Origin of the sequence: Actinophytocola sp. (assembly GCF_036002505.1) — a bacterium.
GTDB lineage: Bacteria > Actinomycetota > Actinomycetes > Mycobacteriales > Pseudonocardiaceae > DASYTH01.
In genome coordinates, this window is sequence record NZ_DASYTH010000411.1 from 1 (window position 1) to 13279 (window position 13279).

The following is a 13279-nucleotide window of genomic DNA, read 5'->3' on the forward strand; positions in this document are numbered from 1 at the left end:
CCGAAAAACCCGCCGGACCTGCGCACCTCCTCCCCGGCTGCCGCCGCGCGCGCGGACAGGGGCAGGACGACCGCCCTGCCCGCGCCTTAGCGCCGCCCCACGGGTCGCAGAAGCTCCGGAGTCAACGATCGCCGCGCCAACCCACCCCCCACAGCACACCCCAACCACACCAGCGCGGCGACCGGCGAAACCGACGCCGAAGGCACCCTTGAGACCGGAGAAGCGACCCCGCACAATGCGCGCCGCGGCCACCCCCAACACCCCGAACTGCAGACCCAGCAACCCCAAATTGCGCACCCAGACGTGGCTACGGACCGCCCCAACACTCTGGGGCGGTCCGCGCTTTCGTTCTTAGACCCTCAGCCAGCGATCTTTCCGGAGAACGTCACGCTCGGCTTGCACTGGGTTTCGGGGGCGCCAGGAGTCTGGCAGACGACCTTGACCTCCAGTTTGCCGGGCGCGCCTGGCACGAACGTCAACGGTGCGATCGAGTGGTAGTCGTAGTCGCGGAAGTTGTTGAGTCCGAATTCGTAGAGAACCTTGCCACCGCGGAGGATCTGGATGGAGCCGGTGTCGCCGTGCGGGTTCTGCAGGAGCAGGTCCGTGATGACGAGTGTCTTGTCGCCTGGGATCGCCGGGTCGGCGTTGCCCTCCGTCTTGGTCTGGCCCGGGTTGGCTACGACGGCGATGCGGGTGTCGAAGGCGGTGCCTTTGGAGACGTCGACGCCGTTGGAGCCGGTGATGGCCGGCGGGGCGGGAGTGGCCGCTGCGCCGCCACCGGCCTTGGCCTCAGCGGCGGACGCTTTCTGTTCGGCGGCGCTGGCCTTTTGCTCGGCCTGGTCAACTTTCTGCTGGAGGGCGGCTTGCTGGGCGGCGACTTCGGTCTTGGCCGTCTCGCGGGCGGAGGAGGTGATGGTCGGCTTCACCACGGTGAACCACAGGGTGACCGCGACGACGGCGAGGGCGATCAGGGCGATCAGGGCGGGGAGCAGCCACTTCGGGAACAGCTGCTGCTGGACGACGGTGCCCTGGACGGTGGTGGGCGGGACGTCGCCGGCGAGGGCGGTGACCTGGAAGGGGTGGCGGCGTTCCGCGCCCTTGAGGAATCGGTCGTGGGGTTTGGCCGTCAACTTGAGGAACGCTGAGGTTCCTGGTTGGACGGTCAGGGTGGTGTAGTCGAGCCCCAGCTTCAGCGCGTCGTCGGGGTCGTTGGCGACCAGCTCGACGGGGATGGGGAAGTTGCCGGAGTTGTCGACCACGACCTCGTGGCGGGCCTTGGTACGGCACCGCGACGACTTGGGGGACAGCTCGACCTGGAGGTCGGTGAAGGGTTCGACCTGGACCGAACCTTCCTCGACGACAGAGCCCTGTGGCTCCTCGCGGGACATGACCCGCACCCCGAAGGGCACGAAGCCAGCCGGCACGGTCGAAGCCCGTGGCGGCGCGAACTTGACCCGGACGGCGCCCTCCTGGCCAGGCATCAAGTTGATGATGCGAGGCTCAATCTCGGTCCAGTCTTTGGCATCGCCGACGAGGTCCACGGTGAACTGGTCGACGAGCGTTCCGTTGTTTCGCACCTGGACGGTGGCGTCGACCGACCCGCCAGGGGTAACGGACAGCTGCCTACTCGCCAGCGACGTGGTGGCTCCCATGGCACGGAAGTGTGCATAGCGCGACCCATTGTGGACAGCTTTCGACAGGGAGCATGCCCGGGCAACCATACCTGCCCTATAGGGCGACACACGCCGTCCACTCCGCCACCCCGTGGCAACGACCGCGCTCCCCCGGCGTCCCCCTAGTGTTCCTCGCGGTGAACCACGCCTGGAGGTCGTGCCGTGCCCAAATCAGCTTTCCCCCGCCGCCCGGTCGTCGTTGCCGCGTCCACGTCGATGGTCGCCGCAACGACCCTCGCGTTACTGGTGAGCTCGGCCGCCGTCGCACCCCCCGCCGGCGCCGCGGTCGCCCCTGGCTCGACGCTGCGAGCCTCTGTCCAGGACGGCCAGAACAACGCCGACTCACCGCACGGCGGGGACGTCCCCATGATTTCCGCGGACGGCAACTCCATCGCGTTCAACAGCAACAAGAAGCTCGACCCGTCCCTCGACGTGGGCACCGGCTCAAGCTCGCCGTACTACCAGATCTTCGTGCGTGACCTGGTGCGCAACCGGACGATGATGATCAGCCGGGGAATCCACGAACCAGCGGTGATCGGGCTCGCCGGGAACCACCTGCTCGACCTGAACGGTGCCCGGGCGAACGCCCAGCAGGACACCGAGCATGAGGAACCACCGAACGGCGACAGCTTCGACCCGTCGATTTCGGCGGACGGCCGGTTCGTGGCGTTCGTGACGTACGCATCCAACATCTGGGGAAGCGTGACCCGGTCGCACCCGGGCGTGATCGTGTGCGACCGCGACCCGGACGGCGACCGAATCTTCGACGAGAACCGGACGAACTCCGACAACAACGTCCTGCGCGACTACAGCTGCTTCCGGGTCGACGACCCGCCCCCGGCGAACCAGGACGGTTTCGGGTGGGTCTCGAAGCCGAAGCTCTCCGCCGATGCCAGCCGAATCGTGTGGCACGATCACAGGTTCGTCTCGGACTGCTCCGAATGCTCGTTCCACGACGTAGACACGATCAAGACCGAGCCGCTGCCGCTCGTTCCAGGCCAGAACCAGGGCCGCCGGCAGCGCAGCCAGGTCCAAGAGGTCACCCCGAACGTCGGGACCTTCAACCGGGTGACGGCGCTGTTCGATCCGGCGATCTCCGGAGACGGCAATCACATCGTGATGCGGGCGGATGTCGAGGAGAACCCGAACGTCTGCGACTGCACCCACCGCTGGCACGAGATCGTCTCGTACAACCCGGGTAACGGGGACACCGTCCGGGTCGACCTCGACGCCGGCGGCAAAACGATCAGCACCACGCTCGGTGAGATGGTCAAGCGTCCGGCGGTCAACGGCAACGGCACGGTGATCGCGTTCGAGGGCGAGTTGTTCAACGACAGCGGCAACACCTCGAGGTTCGACCAGCCCAACGTGTATGTGGTCAACGTTGAATATAACCCAAAGAACCGGGTGACCCACTCGGAGATCGCGTCCAGAAACAACAAGAGTGAGCTGGTGAACGGCCAGCTGCCGGCCTTGTCCGCGGACGGCAGATATCTGGCGTTCACCACCGACGCGTTGCTCACCCACGACGGCGTCGACCAGCCGGCATCGGGTGCTGACGCCTTCAACTGCATCCACCAGCCGCGAGGCGATCTCGCCCACCGCCCGATGCTGAGTTTCGCCGCGTCGTTGCCGGGGCAGCGCGAGGGTGCAACGCGCACGTTCTGCCAGGTGGTCGTGCGGGACCTGATTGTGGACCAAGCACGGTTGCTTGCGGAGAGCCCGCGGCTGCCCGGCACGCTCACCTCCCCCGGCCGGTCCACGAACTGCACCAACGCACTCCCGTCGGGCGGGTCCTGCGCGGGACGGGGCAACAGCGACTTCCCGTCGCTGTCGGCGGACGGCTCGCGGATCGGCTACCACTCGGACGCTGGCGACCTCGTTGCCGGCGATGACGAGAACACCTTCGACGTTTTCGTGCGGACGCTCGAGCCGACACTGACGGCGGGCGCGCTGGACTTCGGGCCGGTGCAGTTGGGCACGAGCATCACCAGGACTGTGACCTTCCAGGAAGTCGGGAACGGGCCGCTGGTGGTCGACGCGGTCACCCTGGGCGGGACCAATGCCGCGGACTTCACGGTACTCGGGAACACCTGCGTGCCCGGCACACCTTTGCACCAAACCGGGACCTGTGCTGTAACGGTTGAGTTCGCGCCGCAGCTGGCCGGGAACCGAACCGGGCAACTGTCGTTGCGGGTGCGCGGGAGCCGCACGCCGTTCACCGTGCGGCTGGTGGGTTCCGGGACGGAGAAACCGGTGCCGCGGCAGGCGGAGTTCAAGGCGGAGCCGAGCCCGGTGGAGTTCGGTCAGCGGCTGCTGCTGTCACCGAGTCCGAACTCGACGATCACGGTGAGCAACACCGGTGAGACGCCATTGCAGGTGTCGAATGTGTCCGTGGTCGGGTCAACGCCCGGGGACTTCGCGATCGTCGGCAACACCTGTGCCGGGAACGCCGTACAGCCGAGCGGGTCCTGCACCGTGTCGGTGCGGTACACGCCGCAGGCGCCCGGGGATCGGGCGGCGACGTTGCAGTTCACCCACAATGGCCCCGGTGGCGTGAATCTGGTCGGCTTGCACGGGCTTACCGGGGCGCCGACGCTGGAGTTCAGTCCCGCCGTCACGCAGCCCGGGCGGGTGGTGACGGCGATCGGGAAGGGGTTCCCGCCGAACAAGAAGGTGTTCGTGACGTTCCCGAACGCGGTGGACAACACCACGGCGACGGCCGATGCGAACGGGAACTTCAGCGTGCAGCTGCTGATCTTCAAGAAGTCGAAGCCGGAGACCAGATCGGCGGTGGCCACTGTGGACGGGTTCCCGACGATCACGGCGAACGCGCCGTTGCTGATCGTGTTCCCGACGGTGAGTCCGGCGGACTTCGTGGTGCGCGGCTAGGAGGCTTGGGCGACGCCACCGTCCAGGGCGGGCAGCACGTCGGCGCAGAAGCGTTCGACGCTGGCCCGGGCGGTGGCGGCGTCGACGGCGCCGAAGTCGACCTGCCAGAGGAAGCCGTCGATGTCGAGGACTTCGGCGATGCTCTGGATGCGGTCGGCGACGTGGCCGGGGCTGCCGACGATGGCGCTGCCGATGGTGCGGAAGCTTTCCGGGGTCATGGCGCGGATGGCCCGGCTCATGCCGGTGTAGCCGCGGTAGTCGGTCGACGTCGCGGACGTCCAGGCGTCGGTGGAGGCGGCCCACACGTCGAGGTAGTGCGCCAGCAAGGGATCCGCGATTCGTTGGGCCTCGCGGTCGGTGGGGGCGACGAACAGCGGGAGGCTGGCGAGAACCCGGGGGCGGTCGCCGGGGGTGAAGGGCTCGAAGCTTTCGCGGTAGACGGCGATGTAGTCGGCGACCTCCTCGAGCGGGGTCAGCGCCGGGGTGACGAGCAGACCGTGGCCGTTCTCCCCGGCCCAGGCGAAGCTGGTGCGGGAGCGGACCGCGGCGATCCAGGTCGGCGGGTGCGGGCGCTGCACCGGGCGCGGCAGGATGGTGGCGTCGGTGAACCGGAAGTGCGGCGTGTCGACGGTGACGTTGGACTCCGTCCACAGGCGACGGACGGTGTTCACCGTGTCGATGAACCGCTCGCGGCTGCCGTCCATCGGCACCTCGAACGCCTCGAACTCGTACGGCAGGTAGGCGCGGGCGAAGCCGATGTCGAGGCGGCCGTTGCTGATCGCGTCCACCATCGCGGCTTCGGAGGCGAGCTGGATGGGGTGGTGGAACACCGGCAGCAGGCAGCCGGTCATCAGCCGCACCCGGCTGGTCATCGACGCCACGGAGGCCAGGAATCCCAACGGGTTGGGGCAGTAGCCGCCGTACGCCTTGAGGTAGTGCTCGGTGATCTTCACGTGGGAGAGGCCGGCCTCGTCGGCGAGCTTGGACAGGTCCAGCAGCATCCGGAAGTACTCCGGGGCCGGCAGCGTGTCGTGCTCGGCGTCGGGCAGGAACGACAGCCCGTGTTGCATGATCAGCCTCCTACAGCACCGCGAAGAAGAAGAACACCACGTGCGCCACGATCAGCGGCGCCAGGTCCGGCACCGCCCAGAACACCAGCCCGTGCACCACGCCCATGACCACGCCGCCGATCAGCGGGAACATCGCAGCCTGCCAGGAGGACATGAAGAACGCCTGCATCACCACGAACAGCACGATGGATGTGGTGAGCGCGACGACCGGGCCCGCGTCCCGCAGCCAGGTGATGGCCACGCCGCGGAACACCACCTCCTCCGAGGCCACCTGGATGCCGGTCAGCGCGATCGCCGCGGGCAGCGGCACCACCTTCAACGTGGTGAGGTGGTGCCGAATCCACCCGCCGCGCGAGCGCCCGAGCCAGGACCGCAGCGACGCGCCCTGGTCCTCCTCGTCCCGAGTGCGTACCCGCCCGGCAGCCACCGGCTTCTTCTGACTCGCCAGCGTGGCCTCGATGATCCCCCGGCACAGCAACGAACCCAGCGCCATCTGCCCGATCCCCAGCAGCGCGCCGAGCAGCAGCAGCTCCGGCCGGTTAACGCCGGTGAACAGGATCGACGGGCCGATCCCGCTGACCGTCAACAGGATCGTCACCAGCACGACGTGACTCGCCCCGGCCACGGCCAGCTCCAGCACGTCCGCCCGCTGCCCGGTGTCCCAGCGCGCCGCACCGACCTTCGTGTGCGCGGCAAGCCAGCGCGCCCCGCGGAAGAGCGCCGTCTTGCCCAGCCAGTAGTAGCCGATGACCACCAGTACCAGAACGAGAACGCGCAAAACGGTGCTCACGGCAGCACCTCACAGGTTCGGTCGGTGCCGTTGCGGCCGCTCGGCGGCGGGGTCGCGAGACACGCCGGGGTAGCCAAGTGGCGTTGGCGACTTGCGGCGGAGTGGGTGCGGAGCTCTAAAGATGGCTTGGGACGAGAGCAGGGGTGGCGCCTTTGGTCTGCAGGGCGCCGGTTTCCGGGCCAGGGGCGAGCGCGCACCCAGCAACGATCAAGATCAGCGATGGGTGCGGCTCTTCTGGAGGGACCGGGTGCAGTGAATGCCTCATTCAGTGCACTGGACGCAGTGAACGAGGCATTCAGTGCACGCCGACCCACCAAGCCAACCGGCAGCCCGCAACGCCACGCAACCACCCCGCTCATCGCCGCACCCCCCAGGCAGACGAGGCCGACCGCCGGTTGGTGACCTTGGGCGCGGCCCGGTGGTAGCGCCACACCCAGGCGTTGAAGATCAGGTGACCGATCACGGCCGGCACTACGGTCCCGGTGACCAGCACCGCCACCGTACACAGCGCCGCCAGCGGCAGCTTGGACAGCACCTGCCCCCAGCCGAAGAACACGTGCGACAGCGCGAAAACCAGCTGCACGCCGAGCACCGCGAACCCGGCCAGCACCGGAGAAGGCACCCGCAGAGCCAATGCCAGCAGCACCCCGCGGTGCACGACCTCCTCGGCCGCGGCCACCCCGAGCAGCAGCGGCAGCCGCACCTGGAGGTCCGCCGAGGTGGGCGCGAAGTCGTTGCGCGCCTCGGTGAGCCCGGTGCGCCGCGCCTGGCCTCCGGTCGAACCGGCCGCGACCCCCGCCGGCCGGGCGTGCCCGGACCGGAGCGCCACCGACCGGTTGTCCCGCACCGCATGCCCGTACCCGCGACCCCACCAGCCGGTGATCGCCCGGTCCAGCCGGATCACCGCGTACCCGACCGCCGGGCCGAGCAGCACACCGCCGGCCACGCCCCAGAAACCGCTCCCCCACGCCGGTGCCAGCACCAGGATGCCCAGCGGCACAACGGCTCCGAGTACGGTGATCATCGAGATCACCAGATGCAACCCGAGCAACGGCAACCGGCGCAGTCCCGCCCAGCGCGTGTGCAGGTGCGCGGCGATGGTGAGCCCGGCGAGGCCCACCACCGCCACCGTGGCGATCAGCAGCGCGCTGGTGTCGGCGGCCAGCGTGACAAGGGGTTCAGGGGAACGGGTGAGGGTCATAGCGGCGGAAGCCTCCGTGGGCGGCGAACCGCGGGTGCGCCGCCGTCGGCGCGCTGGGCAGCGGGAGCGTCAGCAGGTCCGGGCACCAGAACCGGGGCACCACGAAGCCGAGCGCGGCCGCGTCGGTGGTGGTCATGTCGCCGGCGTAGAGCCGTTTCCCGGTGTCCAGGAATGCCCTGATGTACGTCCGCACCGCCTCCGCAGGCGAGCCGGTGAAGTCCGGCGGCAGGTCGTCCACGCTCGTCTCGTCGCTGTCCGCGAACCGCTCGTCGACCACTTTGGACCCTTCTGGTGACGCGGCCAGCACCACGTTGCTCTCCAGGTCGAAGATCGCCTCACGGTCCACATCGGACTTGTCGACGCTTTCCTGCACCGCGGTCCAGGTGGCCAGCGCGCGCACCCCGACCGCTTCGAGAAACGCCTTGTACATGGCCCGTTCCAGGGCGCCGTCGATGCCGAGGCCGACCACCACGACCGGGATCTGGCCGCCGGGCTCACGGATCAGGCAGGCGATGGTGAACCCGGGCAGGTCGGGGCTGGGCAGCAGGTGGAACTCGGGCTTGCCACCGGCCGGGTGGGTGTGCCGGTCGATCAGCCGCATCAGCGCGGCGTTCCGGGCACCGGGCCGCAGCCGCACCGAACGGGTCGCGCCGTACCAGTGCCCGATGGCGGCGTCGATCTGCACCATCTCCTGCAGCGCGCCGAGCGCCGCCTTGTCATGGTCGGTGTGCGCCGCCGTCCCGGTGGTCACCGCCGGCTGGATCCACGGCTCGCCCTCGACATCGCGCACCACGTACCCGACCGTGGTGAGCTGCGACGGGATCCAGGTGTCCACTCCGGACCCGATGTCGATGAACCGGCTCCACCCCAACCGGTCCTCCGGCCGCGGCGCCCGGAACGGGAAGTCCTTCTTGGACAGTTGCCGCTCCGAGTACAGCACGTGCCGGCTGACCGGGAAGTGCGGCTCGCCGGCCAGCTCGGCCTCGGTGGCGTAGCGCACCGGGAACGAGCCGCTGACCGCCGCGACGTAGGCGGCGTAGCGCTCGACCACCTCGCCGAGCGTGCGGATGTGCGACTCGAACGGGCGGATGCCGTAGCCGCCGATGTGGTAGCTGCCCAGCTTCGGCTTCGTCTGGTCGCGCAGCACGTGCACCCCGGTCAGATCGCCGCCGGAGACCAGCAGTCGCGGCGCGTAGCGGGGCCGGGTCAGGAAACCGAGCTGCGGCATCAGCCCGCACAGCGGCGAGTGCATCCGGGCGCGCAACCGCGCGGTCTGCGCGTCGGGTGGTTCGACCAGCCGCAGGCCCGACTCGGTGCGCAGTTCAGGCATCGATCCACCGCCGCACGTCGAAGTACAGCTCGGTGCCGTCCCGCTCGGGAACCGTGCCGCAGGAAGGACATCCGGGCAGCCGCAGCACCTCGGAGTAGACCATCTCCATGGACGGCAGGTAGATCCCGAGCACCTTGCCCACGGTGCTGGTCGCGCCGGTGACCGCCATGTTCAGCGCCTCCAGCGCGGTGTGGCCGGCCAGCAGCGAGGCGAGCACGCCGCCGGTTCCCGCGCCCTGCACCGAGTTCAGCCCGCCGGCCCGGGACAGCGCTTCCTTGTACTTCTGGTAGCTCGCCGCCTCGCGCAGGTTCATCACCACGCGGGTCTCGAAGCAGGTGAAGCAGGCCGTGCTGTTCGGGATGAAGGTCGGCCCGATCAGCAGCAGCGGCCCGTCCGTGGCGGCCTGGATCCATTGCGTGCCAAGGGCGAGCGCGAGCCGGTTCAGCACCGCCAGCCGCAGCGGGTGCACCGAGTCGGACACGTGCACGAGGAAACACCCGCGCCAGTCCTCGAAGTTCTCCACGAACCGCTCGAACGCCAGGCCGTCCTCGAGCACCTCGAGCCTGCAGTTGTCGATCAGCGCCAGCTGCTCGCTGTGGTCGGCCGGCCCGATCACCTTGAGTTCCTCATGCGCGCCAAGGAGTTGGGTGACCGCAGCCACGCTCGAGCCGTCCCCGAGCACCCGCACCGTGTCGATGGCCGGGGTCTCCACCCGCCCGCCGACGGTGCGCTCGAGGAACGCGTCGAGCGCCGTGGACGGCCCGTTCTCCAGCACGGAAAGCTGGTCCAGGTGGTCGATCAGCGCCTCCAGCTCGGTGCGCGTGACGCCGACCTCCTTGGCCAGCTCGCCGCGCTCCTTGCTGCCGTCGAGCCCACGCACCAGCGCGGCCAGCCGGCCGGCGCCGCTGTGGTCGACCAGCGTGTACGACTGCGGGTTCCAGACCCCCGACCGCAGCTCCACCGTGTTCTCGTCGTGCGGGATCACCGAGAAGGTCGGCTTGATCCGCACGGTTCGACTGCCTCGTCGAGAAAACACCGTCTCTCCTTCCGGACGGGTCAACCCATGAGCGCCGCGGCGGTCATGGACAGGTCGGTACGGCCCTGTTTCGGTGCACTGAGGTACTGCAGCTCGATGAACGCGTCGGCGACCTCGTCCGGAACCAGGCGCAGGCCGTCAGCGTCGCGCACCACGGTCGTGACCGACTCGAAGAACTCCAGCAGGGTCCGGCACGCCCGAAGGTCGACGACCGCGTCGAGGTCCGTCCCGGTGCGCTCCTCCCAGAGCGTGCGGCTGGCGCCCTCGAACGTGGTCAGGGACTGGTACAGCATCCGCGGCGCGATGGCCGGCGAGGCCAGCTCATAGTCCTCCTCGAACGCCAGCGGATCCCGGTTGTACTCCAGCAGCTTTCCGCGGCTGTGCGACAGGTAGCGGCCGTCGAGCACGGACGTGGCGCCGGAACCGAACCCCACCCAGTCCGAGCGGAGCTGGAAGTAGGCGAGGTCGGAATGGCATTGCGGCACCCCGAAGTGGCTCATCGCGTACTCCGGGAAACCGTTCGCCACCAACATGTCCCGGCCGACCGCGTAACCGCGCTTCTGCTCGTCCCGGTCGATGCTGCGCCCGCCGCGGCCGAGCTGGCGGCGCATCACCGTGCCGTGTGCCGGCCGGTACGGGTAGAGCGCGACGTGCGTGATCGGCAGGTCCAGCGCCTGCCGGACCGCGTCCTCGATCTCGCTGGGCGGCTGGCCCGGGAAGCCGCAGATGAGGTCGATGGAGACGTCCTCGAACCCGGCCTCGGCGGCCAGCCGGATCGCCTTGTGCACCTGGCCGACGTCGTGGCTGCGGCCCAGAATCCGCAGCCGTTCGTCGTGAAAGGACTGCACGCCGCTGGACAGCCGGAAGAACCCGACTTCCCGGAACCTGGCCAGCTTCTCCGCGTCCAGCGAGTCCGGGCTGCACTCGATGGTCGACTCCAGCAGACCGTCCAGATCGAACACCGAGTGCAGCGCGTCCGCGATCCTGCCGATCTCGTCCACGGTCAGGATGCTCGCCGTGCCGCCGCCCCAGTACATGATGTTCGGTTTGTATCCGGCGTCCCGCAGCGCCCCGCCGCGCTCGACGATCTCGTGGCAGAGCGCGTCGACGTAGCGCATCCGCGGCTGCTCGGTCTCCCGCAGCAGGAGCTCCGAGGTGGGCACCTCGGTCACCCAGTCGCAGAAGTGGCATTTCGAACGGCAGAACGGGATGTGCACATAGACCAGCAGATCGCGGGCACTCATTCCGGCCGCCCCATGATCACCGAGTGGACCGCGGCGCGCAGCACGCCGTCGATGTCCAGCGCGGCGTGCACGGTGTCGTCCAGGAAGCTCGCGCAGTCGGACGAGCCGAGGCCGAGCGAGGTGGCCGCGAGGTGCACGTTTTGCGCGATACAGCCGGTCTCGTGCAGCACGAACCGCAGCCCGCGCGGGCCGTACTTGCGCATGCTGCGCCACGGGCTCGCCACCATCAGCAGGATCGCCGAGGCGGTGTCCAGCGCGATCGCGGTGCCCGGGTGGTCGAAGGCGTCCAGCACCCGGTCCACCACGCCCCGGTCGCCCTCCTTGACCAGCAGGTCGCGCACCGGCTGGTAGCGGTAGAGCCCGGTCGGCAGGCCCGCGATGTCCAGCGCCGCAACGTAAAGCGAGATCGGAAACAGACCGCCGCCGCTCGGCGCGGTGCGGAACCGGAACGTCTCCTGGCCGCCGCGCAGCAGCTCCACGTCGGCCTCCGCGGTGAGCCCGTCGGCCAGCCGCAGCACCGTGGCCAGCTCCGCGACCGCGATCGGGTCACCGCTGTACCGGCGGACGCTGCGCCGGCGCATCAGCGCCTCGCCGAGCTCCATCGTGGCCGGAACGCTGGCCGGCAGCGGGATCCGCTGGTGCTCGGCCACCGGGTCGTCGTCCACCTGGGCCAGCGTGGTCACCATGAGGTCGCCGAAGTAGTCCGAAGTGGACAACTGGCCCTCGCGGTCGTGCGCGCGGAGCCGGCTGGCCACCAGGAAGTCCTCGGCCACCCGGGAGGTGTCCGGCGCGGTCGGGGTGATGCCGAGGTTGTCGAAGCGAAGCTGGTTGGTGCGCACCCCGACCGCCGCCTTCGCCGGCGCAATCGTCCGGTAGGCGTTGATGCCCAGGCTGATCTGGGCGATTCCCGAATCCTGAGTCATGGCGGTCCTCACTCACTCAGCGGTTGAAGAGCTCGGTGGCGGCGGGCACCTTGCGGCTCAACGCGATCGACTGATCCTTGAGCTGGTCGGCGGTGACCGGGTTGGCGTACCGGCCCAGGGCGAACGTCGCGTGCGCCCACTCGTTCAGCTCGACGATGCCGAGCCGGTTGCCCTCCGGGTCGTTCAGGCTCGCGCCGCGGCCCATCGAGTCGCCGGCCTCGCCGCGGTAGAACGGGCTGTCCCGGAACTGGTCACGGAACTCGGCGCGAATGGACTTCGGCAGCGGCAGGTCGTACGGACCCGCGACCACGGTGCCGCCGGCAGTCTTCCAGGTCTCCATCGCCTCGTCGAGGTCGTCGACGGCGAACATGACCGTCACGCCCTCACCCGGAAAGTGCCGCTTGTTCACGGTGAGCAGGATTCCGTCGCTCGAGACCGGGGCGTGGAAGGAGATGTCGTAGGACAGTGATCGGGCCAGCTTCAGACCCAGAAACTGCTCGTACACCTCGATCCCGGCATCCACGTCGTCGACCGGAATGTTGATGATGACTGGCTTGGGGATCACGGTGTCTCCACTTTTTGGAGGTATGCTGGGAAGGTGTGGGTTACCGGGCGGCGATCACCCGCCCGGTAACCCATATCGTCATGCGATGGGACGGACCACCGCGCCGCACGAGGACGACGTGCAGCCCGCGCAGCAGGTCGACGCACCCGGCACCACGACCCCGAAGGCCGCGCTGTCGGCCGCCGACACCACACCCGGCTGCAGTGCCGAGCTGCGGTGCTCAACCACGACCACACTCTCGATCTTCATGGCGATTCACCTCCTGAACGGAACTTCTCCAGTGGATCTGTGAAGCGCCCAAAGATTGGGAGCGCCGGCTCGAACGCCGCTCAAGAAGTGATGGGAAACTCGCCCCACCCCAGATGTGTTGGCTGCTCACGTCACTGTGTTGGCCTCTCACGTAGGCGTGTTGGCTTGTCGCGCGATGCCGAACTCGTGACCGGCCAACACAACAGCGCCACGCGCCAACATGGCGACGCCAGATGCCAACACGCGGCGGGCGCGGCTCGCTCGTGGCTCGAGGACGGCTCGACGAATCACCCGCAGGCTCGGCCG

General features: G+C 69.0%; 11 protein-coding genes. 2 read left to right on the top strand and 9 right to left on the bottom strand.

Annotated elements, in window-relative coordinates:
- Positions 1–359: 359 nt before the first annotated feature.
- Positions 360–1652, bottom strand: coding sequence for a hypothetical protein (locus VGR06_RS36420; RefSeq protein WP_327563765.1), 1293 nt, complete (start codon positions 1650–1652; stop codon positions 360–362).
- Between the two features lie 183 nt (positions 1653–1835).
- Here VGR06_RS36420 and VGR06_RS36425 point away from each other — a divergent pair, with 183 nt between their 5' ends.
- Complete coding sequence (locus VGR06_RS36425; RefSeq protein ID WP_327563766.1) at positions 1836–4565, top strand: choice-of-anchor D domain-containing protein; 2730 nt, start codon at positions 1836–1838, stop codon at positions 4563–4565.
- Here VGR06_RS36425 and VGR06_RS36430 read toward each other — a convergent pair.
- The 8 genes from VGR06_RS36430 to VGR06_RS36465 all read right to left on the bottom strand — a co-directional run bounded on the left by VGR06_RS36430 (position 4562) and on the right by VGR06_RS36465 (position 12724).
- Positions 4562–5635 carry an LLM class flavin-dependent oxidoreductase gene (locus VGR06_RS36430; protein WP_327563767.1) on the bottom strand — a complete coding sequence of 358 codons (1074 nt, stop codon included), beginning with the start codon at positions 5633–5635 and terminating at the stop codon, positions 4562–4564. The two genes, VGR06_RS36425 and VGR06_RS36430, sit on opposite strands and share 4 nt — an antisense overlap.
- Before the next feature lie 10 nt (positions 5636–5645).
- Positions 5646–6425 (bottom strand): type II CAAX prenyl endopeptidase Rce1 family protein, encoded by a 780-nt coding sequence (locus VGR06_RS36435; RefSeq protein ID WP_327563768.1) that lies wholly within the window; start codon positions 6423–6425, stop codon positions 5646–5648.
- A 355-nt stretch (positions 6426–6780) separates the two neighbouring features.
- A complete protein-coding gene (locus VGR06_RS36440; protein ID WP_327563769.1) occupies positions 6781–7626 on the bottom strand; it encodes a CPBP family intramembrane glutamic endopeptidase in 846 nt (281 codons plus the stop codon).
- Positions 7604–8956, bottom strand: coding sequence for a YcaO-like family protein (locus VGR06_RS36445; RefSeq protein ID WP_327563770.1), 1353 nt, complete (start codon positions 8954–8956; stop codon positions 7604–7606). The genes VGR06_RS36440 and VGR06_RS36445 overlap by 23 nt, the downstream gene beginning before the upstream one ends.
- The gene (locus VGR06_RS36450; RefSeq protein WP_327563771.1) at positions 8949–9965 is read right to left on the bottom strand and encodes a TOMM precursor leader peptide-binding protein; all 1017 of its coding nucleotides are present in this window, start codon (positions 9963–9965) and stop codon (positions 8949–8951) included. Before VGR06_RS36450 ends, VGR06_RS36445 begins: the two co-directional genes overlap by 8 nt.
- A 47-nt stretch (positions 9966–10012) precedes the next feature.
- Positions 10013–11236, bottom strand: coding sequence for a coproporphyrinogen-III oxidase family protein (locus VGR06_RS36455; RefSeq protein ID WP_327563772.1), 1224 nt, complete (start codon positions 11234–11236; stop codon positions 10013–10015).
- Entirely contained in the window at positions 11233–12159 is a 927-nt protein-coding gene (locus VGR06_RS36460) for a SagB/ThcOx family dehydrogenase (protein ID WP_327563773.1), read from the bottom strand. The genes VGR06_RS36455 and VGR06_RS36460 overlap by 4 nt, the downstream gene beginning before the upstream one ends.
- A gap of 16 nt (positions 12160–12175) precedes the next feature.
- Positions 12176–12724: a VOC family protein gene (locus VGR06_RS36465; RefSeq protein ID WP_327563774.1), complete on the bottom strand. Its 549-nt coding sequence runs from the start codon at positions 12722–12724 to the stop codon at positions 12176–12178.
- 85 nt (positions 12725–12809) lie between these two features.
- Here VGR06_RS36465 and VGR06_RS36470 point away from each other — a divergent pair, with 85 nt between their 5' ends.
- On the top strand, positions 12810–13016 hold the full coding sequence (locus VGR06_RS36470; protein ID WP_327563775.1) for a hypothetical protein: 207 nt from the start codon (positions 12810–12812) through the stop codon (positions 13014–13016).
- Positions 13017–13279: the final 263 nt, after the last annotated feature.

What these genes read in the sequence shown, in the direction of transcription:
- VGR06_RS36420 (WP_327563765.1), bottom strand. Translation starts at nt 1,652, where the DNA reads ATGGGAGCCACCACGTCGCTGGCGAGTAGGCAGCTGTCCGTTACCCCT.
- VGR06_RS36430 (WP_327563767.1), bottom strand. Translation starts at nt 5,635, where the DNA reads ATGCAACACGGGCTGTCGTTCCTGCCCGACGCCGAGCACGACACGCTG.
- VGR06_RS36440 (WP_327563769.1), bottom strand. Translation starts at nt 7,626, where the DNA reads ATGACCCTCACCCGTTCCCCTGAACCCCTTGTCACGCTGGCCGCCGAC.
- VGR06_RS36445 (WP_327563770.1), bottom strand. Translation starts at nt 8,956, where the DNA reads ATGCCTGAACTGCGCACCGAGTCGGGCCTGCGGCTGGTCGAACCACCC.
- VGR06_RS36455 (WP_327563772.1), bottom strand. Translation starts at nt 11,236, where the DNA reads ATGAGTGCCCGCGATCTGCTGGTCTATGTGCACATCCCGTTCTGCCGT.
- VGR06_RS36460 (WP_327563773.1), bottom strand. Translation starts at nt 12,159, where the DNA reads ATGACTCAGGATTCGGGAATCGCCCAGATCAGCCTGGGCATCAACGCC.
- VGR06_RS36470 (WP_327563775.1), top strand. Translation starts at nt 12,810, where the DNA reads ATGGGACGGACCACCGCGCCGCACGAGGACGACGTGCAGCCCGCGCAG.